Origin of the sequence: Azospirillum doebereinerae (genome assembly GCF_003989665.1) — a bacterium.
GTDB classification, from domain to species: Bacteria; Pseudomonadota; Alphaproteobacteria; order Azospirillales; family Azospirillaceae; genus Azospirillum; species Azospirillum doebereinerae.
Window position 1 is genome coordinate 92407 of the sequence record NZ_RZIJ01000009.1, and the last position, 18241, is coordinate 110647.

At 68.4% G+C, this 18241-nt stretch carries 20 protein-coding genes and 2 tRNA genes; 9 read left to right on the plus strand and 13 right to left on the minus strand.

From position 1 onward, the window contains the following. Positions 1-24: 24 nt before the first annotated feature. Positions 25-1122 carry an NAD(P)H-dependent flavin oxidoreductase gene (locus EJ913_RS13190; RefSeq protein ID WP_126998531.1) on the plus strand — a complete coding sequence of 366 codons (1098 nt, stop codon included), beginning with the start codon at positions 25-27 and terminating at the stop codon, positions 1120-1122. Positions 1123-1274: 152 nt separating this feature from the next. On the opposite strand, the gene EJ913_RS13195 is transcribed toward EJ913_RS13190, so the two are convergent. Together EJ913_RS13195 and EJ913_RS13200 are read right to left on the minus strand one after the other, a co-directional pair. After that, a complete protein-coding gene (locus tag EJ913_RS13195; protein WP_126998533.1) occupies positions 1275-2300 on the minus strand; it encodes a GGDEF domain-containing protein in 1026 nt (341 codons plus the stop codon). Between the two features lie 102 nt (positions 2301-2402). Beyond that, positions 2403-2900 carry a pentapeptide repeat-containing protein gene (locus EJ913_RS13200; protein WP_126998535.1) on the minus strand — a complete coding sequence of 166 codons (498 nt, stop codon included), beginning with the start codon at positions 2898-2900 and terminating at the stop codon, positions 2403-2405. A 181-nt stretch (positions 2901-3081) separates the two neighbouring features. On the opposite strand from EJ913_RS13200, the gene EJ913_RS31635 reads away from it, so the two are divergent. After that, complete coding sequence (locus EJ913_RS31635) at positions 3082-3231, plus strand: hypothetical protein (RefSeq protein ID WP_185909769.1); 150 nt, start codon at positions 3082-3084, stop codon at positions 3229-3231. Between the two features lie 184 nt (positions 3232-3415). Here EJ913_RS31635 and EJ913_RS13205 read toward each other — a convergent pair whose 3' ends face one another. From EJ913_RS13205 to EJ913_RS33005, 5 genes are all read right to left on the minus strand, one after another. Next, entirely contained in the window at positions 3416-3622 is a 207-nt protein-coding gene (locus EJ913_RS13205; RefSeq protein ID WP_126998537.1) for a DUF6494 family protein, read from the minus strand. Positions 3623-3722: 100 nt separating this feature from the next. Beyond that, positions 3723-4283 carry a sigma factor-like helix-turn-helix DNA-binding protein gene (locus tag EJ913_RS13210; RefSeq protein ID WP_244939345.1) on the minus strand — a complete coding sequence of 187 codons (561 nt, stop codon included), beginning with the start codon at positions 4281-4283 and terminating at the stop codon, positions 3723-3725. A 199-nt stretch (positions 4284-4482) separates the two neighbouring features. Next, positions 4483-5397, minus strand: a complete 915-nt coding sequence (locus EJ913_RS13215; protein ID WP_126998539.1) for a YsnF/AvaK domain-containing protein — start codon at positions 5395-5397, stop codon at positions 4483-4485. Between the two features lie 3 nt (positions 5398-5400). Then, the gene (locus EJ913_RS13220; RefSeq protein ID WP_126998541.1) at positions 5401-5823 is read right to left on the minus strand and encodes a YsnF/AvaK domain-containing protein; all 423 of its coding nucleotides are present in this window, start codon (positions 5821-5823) and stop codon (positions 5401-5403) included. A 3-nt stretch (positions 5824-5826) separates the two neighbouring features. Next, positions 5827-5958, minus strand: a complete 132-nt coding sequence (locus EJ913_RS33005; RefSeq protein ID WP_274389805.1) for a hypothetical protein — start codon at positions 5956-5958, stop codon at positions 5827-5829. Between EJ913_RS33005 and EJ913_RS13225 the strand changes: the two genes are divergently transcribed. Then, entirely contained in the window at positions 5957-6214 is a 258-nt protein-coding gene (locus tag EJ913_RS13225; RefSeq protein WP_126998543.1) for a hypothetical protein, read from the plus strand. The two genes, EJ913_RS33005 and EJ913_RS13225, sit on opposite strands and share 2 nt — an antisense overlap. Here EJ913_RS13225 and EJ913_RS13230 read toward each other — a convergent pair. Next, the gene (locus tag EJ913_RS13230; protein WP_126998545.1) at positions 6196-7680 is read right to left on the minus strand and encodes a pentapeptide repeat-containing protein; all 1485 of its coding nucleotides are present in this window, start codon (positions 7678-7680) and stop codon (positions 6196-6198) included. The two genes, EJ913_RS13225 and EJ913_RS13230, sit on opposite strands and share 19 nt — an antisense overlap. Before the next feature lie 185 nt (positions 7681-7865). Here EJ913_RS13230 and EJ913_RS13235 point away from each other — a divergent pair, with 185 nt between their 5' ends. Continuing rightward, positions 7866-9122 (plus strand): MFS transporter, encoded by a 1257-nt coding sequence (locus EJ913_RS13235; protein WP_126998547.1) that lies wholly within the window; start codon positions 7866-7868, stop codon positions 9120-9122. Positions 9123-9197: 75 nt separating this feature from the next. On the opposite strand, the gene EJ913_RS13240 is transcribed toward EJ913_RS13235, so the two are convergent. Further along, complete coding sequence (locus EJ913_RS13240; protein WP_244939346.1) at positions 9198-9782, minus strand: MlaC/ttg2D family ABC transporter substrate-binding protein; 585 nt, start codon at positions 9780-9782, stop codon at positions 9198-9200. A 166-nt stretch (positions 9783-9948) separates the two neighbouring features. After that, positions 9949-10725, minus strand: coding sequence for an MlaA family lipoprotein (locus EJ913_RS13245; protein ID WP_126998551.1), 777 nt, complete (start codon positions 10723-10725; stop codon positions 9949-9951). Between the two features lie 391 nt (positions 10726-11116). On the opposite strand from EJ913_RS13245, the gene EJ913_RS13250 reads away from it, so the two are divergent. From EJ913_RS13250 to metH, 5 genes are read left to right on the plus strand one after another with little or no spacing between them, the layout of a single operon-like run. Next, positions 11117-12091, plus strand: coding sequence for an ArsR/SmtB family transcription factor (locus EJ913_RS13250; protein WP_126998553.1), 975 nt, complete (start codon positions 11117-11119; stop codon positions 12089-12091). Beyond that, complete coding sequence (gene metF, locus EJ913_RS13255; protein ID WP_126998555.1) at positions 12088-12999, plus strand: methylenetetrahydrofolate reductase [NAD(P)H]; 912 nt, start codon at positions 12088-12090, stop codon at positions 12997-12999. The genes EJ913_RS13250 and metF overlap by 4 nt, the downstream gene beginning before the upstream one ends. A 49-nt stretch (positions 13000-13048) precedes the next feature. Next, a complete protein-coding gene (locus tag EJ913_RS13260; RefSeq protein WP_126998557.1) occupies positions 13049-13522 on the plus strand; it encodes a DUF29 domain-containing protein in 474 nt (157 codons plus the stop codon). A 3-nt stretch (positions 13523-13525) separates the two neighbouring features. Beyond that, on the plus strand, positions 13526-13999 hold the full coding sequence (locus EJ913_RS13265) for a DUF29 domain-containing protein (RefSeq protein WP_126998559.1): 474 nt from the start codon (positions 13526-13528) through the stop codon (positions 13997-13999). 42 nt (positions 14000-14041) lie between these two features. Next, entirely contained in the window at positions 14042-17533 is a 3492-nt protein-coding gene (metH, locus tag EJ913_RS13270) for a methionine synthase (protein WP_126998561.1), read from the plus strand. 130 nt (positions 17534-17663) lie between these two features. Here the strand turns inward: metH and EJ913_RS13275 are convergent. The 3 genes from EJ913_RS13275 to EJ913_RS13285 all read right to left on the minus strand — a co-directional run bounded on the left by EJ913_RS13275 (position 17664) and on the right by EJ913_RS13285 (position 18189). Beyond that, positions 17664-17740 (minus strand) — tRNA-Arg (locus EJ913_RS13275). A 23-nt stretch (positions 17741-17763) separates the two neighbouring features. Then, the gene (locus tag EJ913_RS13280) at positions 17764-18060 is read right to left on the minus strand and encodes an ETC complex I subunit (RefSeq protein ID WP_126998563.1); all 297 of its coding nucleotides are present in this window, start codon (positions 18058-18060) and stop codon (positions 17764-17766) included. Positions 18061-18112: 52 nt separating this feature from the next. Then, positions 18113-18189 (minus strand) — tRNA-Pro (locus EJ913_RS13285). Between the last annotated feature and the right edge of the window lie 52 nt (positions 18190-18241).

The window sequence follows — 18241 nt, forward strand, 5'->3', positions numbered from 1 at the left end:
TCAGCACAACCGACGGAGGCGGCGATGCCCGCGCACACCACGATCCTCAACCGGACGATCCTGGAGCGACTTGGACTGCGTTCCCCGGTCATCCAAGCCCCGATGGCGGGCGGCGGCGACACCGCCACCCTGGTCGCGGCGGTCAACGAGGCGGGCGGCTTCGGCTTCGTCGGCGCCGCCTACCTCACCCCGGCGCAGATCGCCGAACGGGCGCGCGACATCCGCTCCCGCACCGCCCTGCCCTTCGGCGTCAACCTCTTCGCGCCGCAGCCGGACCCGGCGCCTTCCCCGCTGTTGGACGAGGCGCTGGCACGGGTGGCGCCCTTCTTCGCCGAACTCGGCCTGCCCGCCCCCATTGCGCCCGCCCACGCCGGCGATCCCTTCGCCGGCCAATGGCCTGCGGTGCTCGACAGCGGGGCGGCGGCGTTCAGCGTCACCTTCGGCCTGCCGCCCGCCGACACGGTGCAGGCCGCCAAGGCGCGCGGCATCCGCGTGATGGGCACCGCGACCACCGTCGCCGAGGCCGTGGCGTTGGAGCAGGCCGGCGTCGACGCGGTGATCGCCCAGGGCAGCGAGGCCGGCGGCCATCGCGGCAGCTTCCTCGGCGATCCGGCGGCCAATCTGATCGGCACCATGGCGCTGGTTCCGCAGGTGGTGGACGCGGTGCGGGTGCCGGTGATCGCGTCGGGCGGCATCATGGACGGACGCGGCATCGCCGCCGCCCTGGCGCTGGGGGCGGTCGCGGTGCAGCTCGGCACCGTCTTCCTGACCTGCGACGAGGCCGGCGCCTCCGAGGCCCACAAGCAGGCGATCCTGGCCGCCGGGGAGGACCAGATCCGGCTGACCCACGCCTTCTCCGGGCGGCCGGCGCGCGGCATCCTCAACCGGTTCATGGAAAGCGTCGAAGACCCGGACAAGCCGGGCGCGGTGCTGCCCTTCCCGCTCCAGAACGCGCTGACCCGCCCGCTGCGCACCGCCGCCGCCCAGCAGGGCCGCGCCGAATTCCTGTCGCTCTGGGCCGGACAGGGAGTGCGGCTGGCTAGGCGCCGCCCGGCGGCGGAGGTCGTCGCCGAATTGCTGGAAGGAACCGGCTCGGCGATCCGCCGGCTGGCCGGGGGCTGAGCAGGATTTTGGAGGTTTCGGCCCCGCTTGCCCCCTCCCTAACCCTCCCCCGCTTCGCGGGAGAGGGGACTGCCGCCGAACGCCGACAAAGCTCCTGCCCCCTCTCCCGCAAAGCGGGGGAGGGATGGGGAGGGGGCAAGCGGGGCCGGAGCTTAAGCCTCCAGCTTGACTTGGTTGCGCCCGCCGCGCTTGGCGGCGTAGAGCGCCTGATCGGCGCGGCGGACGAAGGCGGTCGCCCCCTCCCCCGGCCGGAACTGGGCGACGCCGATCGACAGGGCGACGGTGCCGTAATTGGCGTTGCGCGCCTTGTTGACGATCTGCCGGCCGCCGACGAAGGTCCGCACCTGCTCCGCCACCTTGGCCGCGTTGTCCAGCGCGGTGCGCGGCAGGATGATCGCGAACTCCTCCCCGCCGTAGCGCGCGGCGGTGTCGCGGCCCTTGATGCATTCGGTCAGCATGCGCGCGACCAGCTTCAGCACATGGTCGCCGACCAGATGGCCGTGCGTGTCGTTGAAGGTCTTGAAGTGGTCGATGTCCATCATCAGCAGCGACAGCGGCAGCCCATCGCGCCCGGCCTCCTGGATGGCGTCGAGCAGCATCAGGTCGAAGGCCTTGCGGTTGGCGATCCCGGTCAGGCCGTCGGTCATCGCCTCGCGCCGGGCGCTGTCCAGGCTGACCCGCATCTCCGCCAACTGGTGGCTCGATTCCTGGAGCTGGAGTTGGAGCGCCGTCTGGCGATCGACGATGGCCGCCGTCTCGGCGGCGATGGCCGCGACCATGGCGCGCAGGTCCGGCAGGGTCAGGGGCTGCGTCAGCTCGTCCTGGAAGCCGGTCAGGGCGTGGCCGTAGCGCTCGGTCTCCGACCCGACGTTGCCCAGCTGCTCCAGCACGCGGCCCAGCGCGTAGCGCGCCTTGTCGGAGGTCTCGCGGATCGCCTGAACCTCGGCGTCCAGCGTGAAGAAGCGCTTGAACAGCTCCTCGCAGAGCGCCTGCGACAGGGCGATGCCGCTACGGCTGGCGGTGTCCACCGCCCGCGTCAGGTCGGGGTGCTGGCCGCTGTAATAAACGTACCAGAGCGTGAAGTTGTCGGGACTCGGCGGCAACCGGTCGGACAGCATCCGGTCCAGCGCCCGGCTTGCCAGGGCGCTGGTCCTTTCGAAATCGTCCGTGTCGCTCAACGTCGTTGCCCATCGGAAAAATCGTTCGATCCCGAAGGGTACGCAAGGTTTAAAGCTTGAGCAAGAGCGTTCTGTTGCAGGTCCTTACCGCGTTGGCGTCCATTAGTTGCACTGACCAATCGAACTGTCCGCGCAAACGCGCGCGCCGTCGATCCAGCGGGCGCCGGACAGGTCGGCGTGCCGGAAATCCGTGCCGCCCAGCTTCGCGCCGGTGAAGTCGGCGTTGGCCAGCGACGCTCCGACCATCTTGGCGTTGCGCAGGTCGGCGTCGCGGAACGTGGCTCCGGTCAGATCGGCGCGGGTGAAATCCGCTTCGAGCAGCCGCGCGCCGTCGAACCGCGCGCCACGCGCGGTGGCGCTGATGAATTTCGTGCGGTAGCCGTCGGCCTCGCTGAGGTCGGCCTTGTTGAGGGTCGAGCGCTGGAAACTGGTGTCGCGCAGGGTGGCGCCGGCCAGCTTCGCCTCCGCCATCGCCTGCCCCTCGAAGGAGCAGCGGCGCCACGTCACCTTCGGTTCGGCCGGATCGGCGCAATCGGCCAGCGCGGGACCGGACAGCGACAGGAACGCCAGGGCGGCGAAGACGAAGAGGCGGGGGGGCATCGGAGGCATCATCCCGCTGTAGATGGGGATGGCGGCGCGCCGGACAACCGCAGCCTGCGCGTCATTCGGGCGCGAACTTGACAATTCCGCCGACCGGCCCCTCCGGTCTGGCAAGCGGCGTGGGACGAAGCCCGCCCGCCCCTGTTGTTGAGTCGCATCATCCCCAACCGGAGACACCGCGATGAGTGACAAACCCATGGAAGACCAACCGGTCCCCGGCGCCATCAACAAACAGGCGCCCAAGCAACCCGACACCGGCAACGCGCCCAAACCCGAAAAGGCCGACGACCGCGAGGGCCAGACGCGGGAGCCCGGATACGACGAGGCCTGAGCGCCCGAGCGGACGGACCAAAGCCCCTGAAACGGTTGAAAACCCCGCCGCAAGCCGACTTGCAAACTGCTGCACGCGCTGCGCCGGGCGGAAGGTCATCGACCGGTTGCCGGTTGCGGCGGGGTGGAGAGACTGTAGCCGTCAGGGGAAAGGGGCGCTATCGGGGGGGAACCGGATGGCGGCCCTACTCCAGCGCGATGGCCCCCTTGATCTCGTGGGTGAGGTCGAGGCCGTCGATGGTCAGCACCATTCGCGCCGACAGGGTCTCGTTCCCCTTCAAGCGCCCGTCGGCCAGCGCCTGGTCGACCACCTTCTCGATCTCCCTCTGCGAGGTGACGCCAACCTCCTTGAGGAATTTGCGAAGGTCCAGATTGAAGCGTTCCTGGTTCATGATTCCCTCTTGTGGAGTCGGTCGCTCTCGCCCTCTCCGAACGCTGGGATACCAAATTTGTTCCGGGTGACGGAGGGCCCGGCCGGCGCGCCGGGTTGCGTCAGATGCCGTCGAGCAACAGTTGATCGGACACACCCGGCTTGCGCTCTTTCGCAGGAGGAGGCTCCTTCGCCTGTCGCTCCTGGCTTGGGGATGCGCTGGCGACCGCGCGCCGGGGCCCATCACCCGACTTGAGAATCCCCGACTCGGGCATCCCCGACTCGGGCATCCCTGGCTTGGGCGATGCCGTCTTTCGCGCCGACGGGCGGCGTGGCGCGACACCCACGCCCTTTTCCGCGCGCTTGACGGCCTTGTCGCGCGCCACGGCCTCGGGAGAGGCGGGATCGCCGTCCAGCCATTTTCCCCGCTTGATGACCTCGTTCACGCGGCCCTGGTTGACGCCCAGTTGAAAGGCGATCTCCTGCTGCGTCATCTCGGTGTTCCGGTGGAGATACAGCACCTCCGACGCCAGTTCCGGCGTCATCTTCCGGCCGGTCAGCCGCCGGGCCGGGCGGACCGAGCGTGTGGCGCGGTCGCGCTCCCGAAGGGTTTGCAGGATGGCCAGGGCTTCGGTGTTGCCCGCCGCCGTCAAAGCGTCTTCGAACTCCTTCAAGGTCGCCATTCGCTTCCCCCGTCGCCGCGTTTGCCCCGGATGAGTCGTCGTCCGCCCCTTATATGGGGGCCGCCACCGGCAATCGGGAGACCCGATCGTACGGAACCATCCTCAATCCCGTGCCGGAAACGGTTGCAGGAACGGAACGGCCGGCGGATCGCTGTCCGCCGGCCGTTCCGTTCGCTTTCCTTGTCGCCCTTGCGGACGTTTATCGTTCGATGCTGTCCGGACGGGCGCCGGGGACCGGGCTTCCGGACTTGCGAGCGTCGTCGACCTCCACCTCGGTGCGGCGGACCGTGTCGCGCACGGTTTCGGTGCGGTCCTCGACGTCCTTGCGGACGACCAAGGTTTCGCGGACATAGGCGGCCTTCTCGACCACCGCCTCCTCATCGGTCTCGGTCACTTCGATGGTGCGCTCGCGGAAGGCGTCGGCCGGAACGCTCCCCAGCGCGGCCTGGTCGCCGGGGCGCCGCTCGACGGTGACGGTTTCGTCGCGCAGACGAATCGTCTCCTCCACCGGCGTTTCGACGATGTAGCTGCGCACCCGCACGCCACCGCGCTCCACGCTGCGCTTGCCGACGTTGAGCGTCTCCTCGACGATCGGGATCTGCTCCTCGCGCCCGGCGCTCGTCGCGGCGGTGGTGTTGGTGTCCCGCAACGCCTCGGCGGCGCTGGAGAGACGCACGTCCGGCGTGGTCTGCGTAACCGCGTAGCGGGCGCGTTCCTCGGCCACGGAACGCTCGTCGTAATAGGACGACGTCTCGTCGTAGCCGGCCCAGCCCGATGCGCGGTAGGCGCCGCCGCGCTCCTCGATGTCGATGACCTTGCCGCGCTCCAGGACCGCGAGGGCCCGGTCCACGTCCGCGTCGTCCAGCCGGATCTTCAGAAGGGAGCCGCCGCGCCGCACCCCTTCGGCGTAGACATGAGCGTCCTGGTCGGGAACGCCCCAGCCGGTCAGCTGGGACAGGAAACCGCCTTCCCGAGGGGCATCGCCGACGGCCATGCGGTCGGCGTGCGAGGTGATCGCGATGGCGTTGCGTTCGAAGCCGTCGCTCTCCAGATCGCGCAGGGCGCTTTCGGCGTCGGTTCGGTCGTCGTACAGGGCTACGATGGTTTTGGACATGCTCTATTCCTCGGGCTGGACGGTGGTGTCGGCGCTGGCCGTGCCAGAGGCGTCGATGCGTTCGACGCAGACCTCTTCGGAGCGCGTGGTGACGGGTTGCTCGACGTCGACGGTGTGTCTGGTCTTGCGGATGTGGATTTCCTCGCGGAGCATCAAACGGCGCTCGACCACGAGGATCTCCTCGACGAGCGGAACGATAGTGAGGTCGCCGTCCTGACGGATCCCGGGGTATTCATCGATTGCGCGATCGACGGGCACGCGGGTGACCTCGACCTCCTCCTGCTCCAGGGACTGCCGGACCAGCCTTTCGTGCTCGACCACCTTGGTGGACACGCGCACGCGGCTCCGTTCCACCCGGCGCGTGTCGAAGGTCAGCGATTCCTCATGCAGGGGAATCACGGTCTCGGGCTGATCGGAGACCGCCATGGATCAACGCATCAGCAGGTAGATGACGATCGCCACGACGATCAAGCCAACGACGATCCAGGTCCAGTTGAGACCCGCCGCCGCTCCCGGCCCGTCGTAGACTCCAACCTTTTTGGGTTTTTGCTCGTCCGCCATGAAAGCCTCCAACTCTTGTGGCCTTGAATGGCGCACCTCCGATCAACAAGCCTTTGAAAAATTCGTTCCAAAGCGCCATAATATTGGCGCGATTTATTTTATTTTGGCGAAGTCTTTGAAAAGAATCTTTGCGCAGATGTCCGCTGGCTTCTTCAAGACGCCATTTGGATTTTTTATTAGTAATGTTCGCGCCAATGCCATGCTCACAAAGAGTGGCACACGCAATCGCCGACATCTTCAGCCGGTTAGTTTTTGATGCTCCAGGAAGGCCGCCTTCAGCAGGCCCTTCAGATCGTCGCCATACTGGTGGAAGCGCACCGACAGTTGCCCGCGCTCCTCGTCACGGTGCAGGACGGTCAGGTTCGCCACCGCCGCGATCTCCTGCCGGTCGGCCATCACCACGCGGGCCTGGAAGGTCTGGCCCGGACGGTAGGGCTGGTTCACCGCCAGCAGGCACAAGCCGCCGACCGACCAGTTGCGGGTCGGGAACGCGCCGTGTTCGGTGTGGACGACCAAGCCGGGACGGACGAAGCGCTTCTGGCGCCGCCGCTCCTCCATCGGAGGCGGGGGAGAGGGCAGAGCCGCGTTGGTGAGGTCGATCCCGCTGCCGTCGATCAGGGTGTTGAGAAAAGTGGCGCCGCGCACCAGCGCCTCGCCCATCCGGGCGTGGCGCAGGTCGGCGTCGGAAAAATCGGCGCCGTCGAAGTTCGTCGGCCAGGACCGCCCGCCCGCGAGCTGCGCCGGCCGGGCGTCGGCCCGCACCAGCAGGGCGTGCGAGAGATAGGCGCGGCGCAGGGTGGCCCCGCGCAGCACGGCCTCGCTCAGATCGGCCTCGTCGAGGTCGATGTAGGACAGTTCCGCCATTTCCAGGCTGGCCTTGGTCAGGCGCGCGCCGGGCAGACGGCAGCGGCGCAGGCGCGCGGCGGCCAGCGAGCGTCCGGCAAGATCGGCGCCCGCCACCGAAACGAGGTCGAGGTCGAGCCGCGCCCCCTCCGCCCCGCCGCTGTCCACCCAGCGCTCGTGCGCGGCGACCAGCTCCAGGAAGGCGGCGACCGGCATCGCGGTGTAATTGGGCGGCACGATGGCGTCGGGCGGCAGGGCAAAGGGGATGTAGGTCCGCGTCAGCGCCGCCTGGTCCATCACCGTGTTGCCGAAGACCGCGCCGTCCAGCGTCGCCCCGCAGAAATCCGTGCCCATCAGCACGGCCGAGGTCAGCTCCGCCCCCGTCAGGTCGGCGTCGTTCAGGTCGGCTCCGGTCAGGTCGCAGCCGGCGAAATTGGCGCCGGCCAGGATCGAGCGCTCCATCTTCGCTTCGGTCAGCCGCGTGGTTCCGGTGCCGCGCGTCGTCTTGCGGGTGTCGTCCAACAGTTCGCCGGCCCGGAAATCGGCGCCGCGCAGGTTGGCGTCGGTCAGCAGCGCCCGGTGCAGGTTGGCGCCGCGCAGGTCGGCCCCGGCCAGAGTGGCGGCGGTCAGGTTGACGCCCTCCATGTCGGCGCCGAACAGGTCGGCTTGGCCCAGATCGGCCTTCACCATCCGCGTGTTGGTCAGGTTGGCCCCGGCCAGCTTGGCGCCGGCCAACGCCACCCGTTCCAGGTTCAGCCGCGACAGGTCGCGGAAGCTGAGATCCGCGCGCTTGCCGCTGCCGGGCCGCTTCAGCCACGCCTGATGGGACAGGATGATCTTGCGGATCTCCTCGACCTCGTTCGGATCGCGTTCGGCCATGGCGTCGGTGGTCCCGGTTGCGACTATGACGAAAGGCAGGTGCCTTGGCCGCAACGATAGCGGCTTCGGGGGGCCGCGTCACGGATTCGCGTCTGTTCGATCGCACCCACGGTCCGGATCGGCCGTATGCCCGGCTGGCGTGTTCAGGCTGGGGCTTTCCCCTTTTCCCTCACGGAGACGCGATCATGAGCGCACGTCCGCATCATCGGACCTTGGATTGGCTGAACTTCTTCCTGGCCGATGTGCGCGACGGATTGGGCCCCTACCTCGCCATCTACCTGCTGATCGTCCAGCGTTGGGACGAGGCGAGCATCGGCGTCGTGATGTCCATCGGCGGCATCGCGGGCATCGTCGCCCAGATGCCGGCCGGCGCCCTGATCGACCGCACCCGGTGGAAGCGGGGAGTCATGGCCGCCGCCGCCCTGCTGGTGACCGGCGGTTCGCTTCTGCTGCCCTGGCTGCCCGAATTCTCGCTGGTGGCGGTCGTCCAGGCCGTCACCGGGGCGGCCGGAGCGCTGTTCCCGCCGGCCATCGCCGCCGTCACCCTGGGGCTGGTCGGGCCACGGGCCTTCACACGGCGCATCGGCCGCAACGAATCCTTCAACCACGCCGGCAACGCCGTGGCCGCCGCGCTGGCCGGTGTCGCCGCCTACGCCTTCGGTCCCATTGCGGTGTTCTGGCTGATGACGGCGATGACGGTCGCCAGCGTCGTCGCCATCTGGAGGATCGACGGAACGGCCATCGACCACGACGTCGCGCGCGGGCTCGATGCCGAGACGGTTCCAGGGGACGCCCATGGGCGGGAAGAGCCCTCCAGCCTGCGCGCGATCCTCACCTGCCGCCCTCTGCTGGTCTTCGCGGTGTGCGTGTCGCTGTTCCATTTCGCCAACGCGGCGATGCTGCCGCTGGTCGGGCAGAAGCTGGCTCTCCAGGACCGGAATCTGGGAACCACGCTGATGTCGCTGTGCATCGTGGCGGCCCAGATCGTCATGGTGCCGGTTGCGGCGCTGGTCGGCGCCAAGGCGGACCACTGGGGACGCAAACCCTTGTTCCTCGCCGGCTTCCTCATCCTGCCCATACGCGGCGTGCTCTACACGCTGTCGGACGCGCCCTATTGGCTGGTCGGCGTGCAAGTCCTCGACGGCGTCGGAGCGGGGGTGTTCGGCGCGCTGTTCCCGGTCGTCGTCGCGGATCTGACGCGGGGGACCGGCCGCTTCAACGTCAGCCAGGGCGCCATCGCCACCACGCAGGGCATCGGTGCCGCGCTGAGCACCACGGTGGCCGGCGTCATCGTCGTCCACGGCGGCTACAACGCGGCGTTCCTCAGCTTGGCGGCCGTGGCCGGCGTGGGGTTGGCGCTGTTCGCGCTGGCGATGCCGGAGACCCGGCCGGACGCCGAAGCGGCTCCCGCCCCGCCCCAACCTGTGGAGCGGTGCTCCTGACGGAACGCCGAACGAAAAAGGCCGCTCCGGGAGGAGCGGCCTTGATGTCTCGGCTCTGTCCGCTTCGCGGCACGATCAGCCGGCGCGGCCGACCTTCTGGCGCAGGGCCTGGATCAGCCCGGCGACCTTGCCGCCGTTCTGCGCGACGACGGAGGCGAATTCCTGCCGCTGGGTCACGCCCATGCTGACATTCTCCACCACCATGTCGATGATCTTGTAGTCGGCGCCCCGCTTGCGGACACGCCAGGCGACGTTGATCGGCGGGCCGTTGGGACGGACGATCTGGGTCGTGACCATGGTGTCGGTCTCGCCCTCCGGCGCGGTGCCGGCGATGCGGAAGGTCTCGCCCGAATACTCGATGAAGCGTTCGGCGTAGGTGGTCACGATCAGCTGTTCGAACAGCTTCTGGTACTCGGCCTGCTCGGCCTCGGTCGCCTCGTTCCAATAGCGGCCGAGCACCCAGCGCCCGATGTAGGGGACGTCGAAGCCCTTGTAGAGCAGCGTCCGGAACTGGTCCAAGGCCTGCTGGCGCGGCTTGGCCTTGTCCGAGAAGGTTGCGATGGCGTCGTTCCCCAGTTTCTGGATGAACGCAGCGGCTCCCGCATCCGCGCTCTGCGCGAAGGCGGGGGAGAGGAGGGGGCGCCCGGCCCAGCTGCTCACCGCGAGCAGGGCCGCGCACGCGACAAACAGGCGACGTGTCAGCATGGTAGGGCCAAAAGTGGCGGTCGCGCGGCCGTTGTCAACGGTCATGTGACCTTCGATGGAGGGAGGACCCCGAAAAGGACCGGGGCGGCGCCCGTTGCGAGCGCCGCCGTCCAGAGGCCGGTTACTTGGCCGGAGGCGCGGTGAAGTCCGGGAATTCCGGGGCGCCGGCCGGCTTGTTGGCGATGTCCGCCTGACGCCGTTGCTGGTACAGGCTGCGCACCGTGGCGTAGAAGTCCAGCGAGTTGCGGCGCAGGTCGTCCACCGACTGGAGCACCTGCGACCGGGCGTCGACCGCGCTGACGCCGGTGCGGACGTAGCTCAGCGTCTTGTGGTCGTTGGCGTAGGCCCAGATGCGGATCGGGTCGCCGACCGTGTCCACGCCGTAGCCGACCGTGTCGCGCAGGTTCGAGGGTCCCAGCAGCGGCAGCACCAGATAGGGGCCGCTGCCGACTCCCCACACCGCCAGCGTCTGGCCGAAATCCTCCGGCTTGTTGGGGATGCCGGCCGCGGTCGCCACGTCGGCGATGCCGCCGGCGCCCAGCACGGTGTTGGTCAGGAAGCGGCCGGTGGCGTGGCCTGCGCCCTCGAAATCGCCCTGCAGCAGGTTGTTGGCGATGTAGATCGGCGACATCAGGTTGTCGATGAAGCTGTGGATCGAGTCGCGCACCGGATCGGGAACGATGGTGACGTAGACCTCGGCGGCGGGCCGCAGGGCCACCGTGTCCACCACATCGTTGAATCCGAAGACGACGCGGTTCACCCCTTCCAGCGGGTCGCTGACCGCGTAGGCGTCGGCGCCCGAATCGGCCGGCCGGGTCGCGCAGGCGGTCACGCTCAGCGCGAAGGCGGCGACGGCGGCCGAGCGGAGGAGGGAGCGGGAAAGGCTGGCCAGCTTCATGGTGCGTCGGCTCTTTTCTGTAAGCGCGAACTCGGGTCGGATCGCCGTCCTTCCCTGGCCTTGCATCGGAAACTCCCGGGGCTGGAGTTCTCGACTCTGGCTGGGGCGGCGGCGCGTTCGGATGGAGTCTGTGCGAAAAATCGTCCAGACTCCACCTTTTCGTGGAGTAACACAGGCTTGGCGGTTTGACCAGCCCACGCGGCGGAAGTTCCGGGGTAACCCGCCACCGTAGGCGCTGGGATCGCGCGTGGATTTCGGTCTTTTATTGCCGAAGCGGTCGCGAGAAAGTGATTTACGACGCATAAAGATATCTTTATATCTGTATTCGGAACGGCGCTGTGCCGTGCCCCGGCTGGACGTCTCCGGCGGGTGATTCGCGGGTGTGTGTGGCATGGACGATCTGCTTGCGACCCTGAAGGCGGCGGCGGAGACCACGCGGCTCCGGCTGCTGGCGCTCTGCGCGCATGGCGAGCTGACGGTGACCGAGTTGACCCAGATCCTGGGCCAGAGCCAGCCGCGCGTCTCGCGCCATCTGAAGCTGCTGTGCGACGCCGGTCTGCTCGACCGCTTCCGCGAGGGGACCTTCGCCTTCTACCGGCTGGCCGAAAGGGGCGCCTCGGCGGCGCTGGCCCGCGTGCTGGTCGACGCGATCCCCGACAGCGACCCGACCCTGACCCTCGACCTGGAGCGGCTGGAGGCGATCAAGCGCGGCCGGTCCGAGACCGCCGCCACCTATTTCCGCGAGAACGCCGCCCGCTGGCACGAAATCCGCTCCCTGCATGTGGCGGAGGGGGAGGTCGAGGCCGCCCTGCTGCGCCTGTTCCCCGAGGACGGGGTGGAGGAACTGCTGGACATCGGCACCGGCACCGGTCGGATGCTGGAGGTGCTGGGGCCACGGGTCCAGCGCGCGGTCGGGGTAGACCAGTCGCGCGAGATGCTGGCCGTCGCCCGCACCACGCTGGAGGAGGCGGGTTTGCGCCACTGCCACGTGCGGCAGGCCGACATGTACCAGTTGCCCTTCCCGTCCGGGTCCTTCGACGCGGCGGTGATCCATCAGGTGCTGCACTTCACCGAATCGCCGGCCGAGGTCGTCGCCGAGGCCGCGCGCGTGCTGCGCCCCGGCGGGCGCCTGCTGATCGTCGATTTCGCCCCCCACGCGCTGGAGACGCTGCGCGAGGAACACGCGCACCGCCGGCTCGGCTTCTCCGACCAGGAGGTCGCGGGCTGGTGCCGCCAGTCCGGGCTGACCTGCGGTCCGGTGGCCCATCTGCCGGGCGATCCGCTCACCGTGTCCATCTGGCCGGCGACCCGCGCCGCCGCCGCTTCCCCGCAAACCGCCCTCTCGCTCAGCGGAGTTTCGTCATGACCGCGCCCATCTCTGCCACGCCGTCCGTCAGCTTCGAGTTCTTTCCGCCGAAGACGGAGAAGATGGAGCAGAGCCTGTGGCAGTCGATCCGGCGGCTGGCCCCGCTGGCGCCGAGCTTCGTGTCGGTGACCTACGGGGCCGGCGGCTCGACGCGCGAGCGCACCCACGCCACCGTCTGCCGCATCCAGGCCGAGGCCGGCATCCCGGCGGCGGCGCATTTCACCTGCGTCGGCGCCACGCGGGACGAGATCGACTCCATCGCCCGCACCTATTGGGACGCCGGCATCCGCCATCTGGTGGCGTTGCGCGGCGACCCGCCGGAGACGGCCGGCGGCGTGGGCGGCACCTACGAGCCGTTCCCCGGCGGCTACGCCTACGCCGCCGATCTGGTGGCGGGGATGAAACGCATCGCCGATTTCGAGATCTCGGTCGCCGCCTACCCGGAAAGCCATCCTGAGGCGCCGAGCGCCCAGTTCGACCTCGACAACCTGAAGCGCAAGGTGGACGCCGGGGCGACCCGCGCCATCACCCAGTTCTTCTTCGACAACGACGCCTATTTCCGCTTCCTCGACCGTTGCGCGGCGGCGGGCATCCACGTGCCGATCGTGCCGGGGATCCTGCCGATCACCAACTTCGCCCGCGCGGTGGAGTTCGCCGGGAAATGCGGCGCCTCGATGCCGGCCAAGCTGGCGTCGACCTTCGAGGATCTGGACGCCGACCCGGAGACCCGGCAACTGGTCGCCGCGACGGTGGCGGCGGAGCAGTGCCAGGCCTTGCAGGCGCAGGGGATCAAGGATTTCCACTTCTACACGCTGAACCGCTCGGATCTGACCATCGCCATCTGCCGCATGCTGGGGGTGAAGGCGAAGGCCGCCCCGGCGGCGGCTCCGGCGCCGGTCGCCGGGTAGCGCGGCCTTGTGCTAAGCTCGGGTGTTGGCGGCGCGGAGGGCGGATTCCATGGACAGCCGGATCGGGTACGACACGGATTTCTACGCCTGGACCCAGGAGCAGGCGCGCCTGCTCCGCGAGGCCGCCCAGGAACGCCCCAACACGCCCATCGACTGGGAGCACATCGCCGAGGAACTCGACATCATGGGCGGGCAGGTCAAGAGCGCCATCCGCAGCCACCTCGCCACGGTGATCGAGCATCTCCTGAAACTGGAGCACTCGCCCGATCCGTATCCGCGCCGGAAATGGCGGGTGTCGGTGACGAAGGCGCGGCGCCATCTGGAGGAAGCTCTGGAGGAGCATCCGAGCCTGCACCGCTGGCCCGCCGAGAGTCTGGGCAAGGCGTGGCTCGACGGGCATGATGACGCCTGCCAGGACGACAGCCTCGACATCGACGCGCTTCCGGCGGATTGCCCCTACGCGCTGGAGGATGTGCGCAACCCCGATTGGTGGCCGGCGAACCGCCACGGGCTGGAGGGCTGACGCATGGACAGCCGGATCGGCTACGACACCGACTTCCTCGCCTGGACCGAGGAGCAGGCTCGCCTGCTGCGGGAAGCGTCACGCGAGCGGATCAACACGCCCATCGACTGGGAGAACGTCGCCGAGGAGATCGAGAGCATGGGCCGGTCGCAATTGCGCGCGGTCGAAAGCGCGCTGGTCCGTGCGATCGAACACCTTCTGAAGCTGGAACACTCGCCGGCTGCGGACCTGCGCGGCGGGTGGCGCCGGTTGGTTCGCGAGCAGCGTGATCAGGCGAACGATGCGCTGGCCGACAGCCCTAGCCTTCGAGGCAAGCTCGACTTCGCCAAAGCGTACCGGCGCGGCCGCGACTACGCCATCGATGGACTGGAGCAGGATCGAACGGCCGTCGAACTCTCCCTCACCGACGGCCCCTACACCCTCGATCAAGTTCTCGACCCCGACTGGTGGCCGGTCAACCGCCACGGTCTCTCCTGATCTTCCCGAAGACGCCTGAAGCAACGGATAAGAACTCTCCCCATGGCTCACATCCTCGACACCCTGCGTGACCGCGTTCTGCTTTGCGACGGCGGATTCGGCAGCCGCATCCAGGCGCTCGACCTCGACGTCGAGAAGGATTACTGGGGGCACGAGAACTGCACCGACATCCTGCCGCTGTCGCGCCCCGACATCGTCCGCGAGATCCATCGCGGCTATTTCGAGGCCGGCGCCGACATGGTGGAGACCGACACCTTCGGCGCCTCCCCCGTGACGCTGGGCGAGTTCGGCATCTCGGAAAAAGCCTTCGAGATCAACCAGCGCGCCGTCGAGCTGGCGCGCGAGGCGGCGGCGACCTTCACCGACGGGCGGCCACGCTTCGTCATCGGTTCCATCGGGCCGGGCACCAAGCTGCCGAGCCTGGGGCACATCGCCTACCAGCCGGCCGAGGACAGCTTCTACGTCCAGGCCGCCGGACTGATCGCCGGCGGGGCCGACGCCATCCTGGTGGAGACCTGCCAGGATCCCTTGCAGATCAAGGCCGCCGTCAACGGGATCAAGCGGGCGCGGCTGGAGGCCAAGTCCGACACGCCGGTCTTCGTCCAGGTGACGGTGGAGACCACCGGCACGCTGCTGGTCGGCACCGACATCGCGGCGGCGGCGACCGTCATCCAGGCGCTCGACGTGCCGCTGATGGGGCTGAACTGCGCCACCGGCCCGCTGGAGATGAGCGAGCACGTCCGCTGGCTGACCCAGAACTGGCCGGGCCTCGTTTCGGTCCAGCCCAACGCCGGGCTGCCGGAACTGGTGGACGGCAAGACGCATTACCCGCTGCTGGCCGGCGACTTCGCCCATTGGCTGGAGCGCTTCGTGGTCGAGGACGGGGTGAACCTCGTCGGCGGCTGCTGCGGCACCAACGTGCCGCACATCGCGGCGGCGCACGAGATGCTGCGCAAGCTGGCGCCGGCCGGCTCGCACCGGCCGAACCCGAAGGGCCGCACGGTGCATTGGGTGCCGGCGGTGGCCTCGCTCTACAGCCAGGTCACACTGCGCCAGGAGAACGCCTTCTTCGCCATCGGCGAGCGCTGCAACGCCAACGGCTCCAAGAAGTGGCGCGAGTTGCAGGAGCGCCACGACTGGGACGGCTGCGTCGAGATGGCGCGCGAGCAGGTCAAGGAAGGCTCGCATTCGCTCGACGTCTGCACCGCCTTCGTCGGCCGCGACGAGGTGGCGGAGATGAACGCGGTGATGGCGCGCTTCGTCGGCTCGGTCACGGCGCCGCTGGTGATCGATTCCACCGAATACACCGTGCTGGAACAGGCGCTGGCGCTCTACGGCGGCAAGGCGATCCTGAACTCCATCAACTTCGAGGACGGCGAGGAGCCGGCGCGCAAGCGTCTGGCGCTCGCCAAGAAGTTCGGCGCGGCGGTCATCGCGCTGACCATCGACGAGGAGGGCATGGCGAAGACTCCGGACCGCAAACTGGAGATCGCCAAGCGGCTGTATGATCTGGCGGTGAACGAGTATGGCTTGGCGCCCGCCGACCTGCTGTTCGACCCGCTGACCTTCACCATCGCGACGGGCAACGAGGACGACCGCAAGCTCGGCATCTGGACGCTGGAGGGCATCGAGGCCATCGCCCGCGAGATGCCCGGCTGCCAGATCATCCTCGGCCTCTCCAACATCTCCTTCGGCCTGAACGCGGCGGCGCGCCACGTGCTGAACTCGGTGTTCCTCGACCACGCGGTCAAGCGGGGGATGACCGGGGCCATCGTCCACGTCTCCAAGATCCTGCCGCTGCACCAGATCCCCGAGAACGAGGTCAAGACCGCCGAGGACCTGATCTTCGACCGCCGGGCGGAGGGTTACGACCCGCTGCACGCCTTCATCGCGCTGTTCGAGGGCCGCAAGGCGGCGGACGCCAAGAAGAAGGCACGCGCCGAAAACGTCGAGGACCGCTTGAAGGAGCGCATCGTCGACGGCGACCGCACCGGGCTGGAGGTCGATCTCGACGAGGCGATGAAGACCCACCCGCCGCTGGAGATCATCAACACCTACCTGCTCGACGGCATGAAGGTGGTGGGCGAGCTGTTCGGCGCCGGCAAGATGCAGCTTCCCTTCGTCCTGCAATCGGCCGAGACGATGAAGGCCGCCGTGGCGTGGCTGGAGCCGCACATGGAGAAGGCCGACGGCCAGCAGAAGGGCACCATGGTGCTGGCCACCGTGAAGGGCGACGTCCACGACATCGGCAAGAACCTCGTGGACATCATCCTGACCAACAACGGCTACAAAGTGGTCAACCTCGGCATCAAGCAGCCGGTGACCTCGATCATCCAGGCCGCCAAGGAGCACAAGGCCGACGCCGTCGGCATGTCCGGCCTGCTGGTGAAGTCCACCGTGGTGATGCGCGAGAACCTCGCCGAGATGACCCGCGAGGGGCTGGAGGTGCCGGTCCTGCTGGGCGGCGCCGCGCTGACCCGCGCCTATGTCGAGGGCGACTGCGTGGCCTCCTACGGCTCCGGCCGTGTGGCCTACGCGGGCGACGCCTTCGACGGGCTGACCCTGATGGATCAGGTGGTGGGCGGCAGCTTCGACCAGCAGATCGCCATCCAGCAGGCCAAGCGGGCGGGCAAGGCGGTCAACCGCCGCCGCACCCTGGGGCAGGCGACCACCGTCGCCACCGGCCCGCTCGACAAGGACGCCATCCGCGCCCGCCGTCACCGGCTGGCCGAGGGCGTGCCGGTGCCGACCCCGCCCTTCTGGGGGCCGAAGCTGATCGACCACGTGCCGCTGAAGACGCTGGTGACCTATCTCAACGAGCGGATGCTCTACCAGTTGCAATGGGGCTACCGGAAGGACGGCAAGTCCTTCGAGGAGTTCAAGGAGTGGTCGAAGAAGGAGCTGCGGCCGGTGCTCGACCGCATCCTGCGCATCGCCGCGACCGAGAACATCCTGCGGCCGACCGCCGTCTACGGCTATTGGAAGGCGGCGGCCGACGGCAACGACGTGATCCTGTTCGAGGAGGACGGCACCACCGAGGCCGCGCGCTTCTCCCTGCCGCGTCAGGCCAAGGAGGACGGCGAGTGCATCGCCGACTTCCTGCGCGACGTGAACGATCCGGAACGCGACGTGCTGGGACTCCAGGTCGTCACCATGGGCCAGCATTGCGCCGAGGTGGCGCGGGAGTGGTTCGCCGAGAACCGCTACCAGGACTACCTCTACCTGCACGGCCTGTCGGTGGAGATGACCGAGGCGATGGCGGAATACGTCCACGCCCGCATCCGCGCGGAGCTGGGCTACGGGTCCGAGGACAGCCGCGACAAGGAGAAGCTGTTGCAGCAGGTCTACCGGGGTTCGCGCTACAGCTTCGGCTACCCGGCCTGCCCGAACCTGAAGGACCAGGAGCAGTTGCTCAAGCTGCTGGACGCCGGCCGCATCGGCATCGAGATGTCGGACGAGGACCAGCTCCACCCCGAGCAGAGCACCTCCGCCATCGTCCTGCACCACCCCCGCGCCAAGTACTTCTCGGTGTAAGGGCGCTCAACACGCTGGGAGCCGGCTCTGCCGGCCTCCAGCGTCTGGGCGACGACGACGCAATGGGTTGCGCGCATGAAAAAGCCCCGCCGAAGCGGGGCTCATGCGCTGTGTTCAACACATTTTCCGTTGGCGACCCCAGCTGGATTCGAACCAGCGACCTATCGCTTAGAAGGCGATTGCTCTATCCAACTGAGCTATGGGGCCTTGCCTGGGCGGAAAACGTCGCGTCAGAAGCGCGGACGGTCCATGCGGAAATTGTCGGCGTAGTTGCGCGGGCGCACGCGGCGGATCGGCGCGTCGGCGACGGAATAGCTCCAGCCCTTGCGCTCGGCGAAGGCGATCGCCTCCTCCTTGCTCTCGAAGCTGAGGCGCACCTGATTGAGCGTGTCGCCCGAGCTGATCCAGCCCATCAGCGGCTCGGGACGGCGCGGCGTCTCCAGCTCGCAATCGAGCTGCCAGCGGTGGGTCTTCGCCCGGCCGGACTGCATGGCCGTCTTGGTCGGCTGGTAGATCCGGACGTTCATGACGGACTGCTCTCCCTTGGGATGGCCTGACGGATCGAAACGACTGCGGCGGTGGTCGGGGAGCCCGGATTCGAACCGGAGACCTCCAGTACCCAAAACTGGCGCGCTACCAGACTGCGCTACACCCCGTCGCCGCGTTGTGAGATACACGAACCCCGCGTGAACGGCAAGAAGTCGGCAC

Coding starts and splice junctions, on each gene's coding strand:
- EJ913_RS13215 (WP_126998539.1), bottom strand. CDS start 5,397: ATGTCCAAAACCATCGTAGCCCTGTACGACGACCGAACCGACGCCGAA.
- EJ913_RS13265 (WP_126998559.1), top strand. CDS start 13,526: ATGGACAGCCGGATCGGCTACGACACCGACTTCCTCGCCTGGACCGAG.
- EJ913_RS13205 (WP_126998537.1), bottom strand. CDS start 3,622: ATGAACCAGGAACGCTTCAATCTGGACCTTCGCAAATTCCTCAAGGAG.
- EJ913_RS13210 (WP_244939345.1), bottom strand. CDS start 4,283: ATGGCGACCTTGAAGGAGTTCGAAGACGCTTTGACGGCGGCGGGCAAC.
- EJ913_RS13280 (WP_126998563.1), bottom strand. CDS start 18,060: ATGAACGTCCGGATCTACCAGCCGACCAAGACGGCCATGCAGTCCGGC.
- EJ913_RS13260 (WP_126998557.1), top strand. CDS start 13,049: ATGGACAGCCGGATCGGGTACGACACGGATTTCTACGCCTGGACCCAG.
- EJ913_RS13245 (WP_126998551.1), bottom strand. CDS start 10,725: ATGAAGCTGGCCAGCCTTTCCCGCTCCCTCCTCCGCTCGGCCGCCGTC.
- EJ913_RS13220 (WP_126998541.1), bottom strand. CDS start 5,823: ATGGCGGTCTCCGATCAGCCCGAGACCGTGATTCCCCTGCATGAGGAA.
- EJ913_RS33005 (WP_274389805.1), bottom strand. CDS start 5,958: ATGGCGGACGAGCAAAAACCCAAAAAGGTTGGAGTCTACGACGGGCCG.
- EJ913_RS13235 (WP_126998547.1), top strand. CDS start 7,866: ATGAGCGCACGTCCGCATCATCGGACCTTGGATTGGCTGAACTTCTTC.
- EJ913_RS13190 (WP_126998531.1), top strand. CDS start 25: ATGCCCGCGCACACCACGATCCTCAACCGGACGATCCTGGAGCGACTT.
- EJ913_RS13230 (WP_126998545.1), bottom strand. CDS start 7,680: ATGGCCGAACGCGATCCGAACGAGGTCGAGGAGATCCGCAAGATCATC.
- metF (WP_126998555.1), top strand. CDS start 12,088: ATGACCGCGCCCATCTCTGCCACGCCGTCCGTCAGCTTCGAGTTCTTT.
- EJ913_RS13225 (WP_126998543.1), top strand. CDS start 5,957: ATGAAAGCCTCCAACTCTTGTGGCCTTGAATGGCGCACCTCCGATCAA.
- EJ913_RS13250 (WP_126998553.1), top strand. CDS start 11,117: ATGGACGATCTGCTTGCGACCCTGAAGGCGGCGGCGGAGACCACGCGG.
- EJ913_RS13200 (WP_126998535.1), bottom strand. CDS start 2,900: ATGCCCCCCCGCCTCTTCGTCTTCGCCGCCCTGGCGTTCCTGTCGCTG.
- EJ913_RS31635 (WP_185909769.1), top strand. CDS start 3,082: ATGAGTGACAAACCCATGGAAGACCAACCGGTCCCCGGCGCCATCAAC.
- metH (WP_126998561.1), top strand. CDS start 14,042: ATGGCTCACATCCTCGACACCCTGCGTGACCGCGTTCTGCTTTGCGAC.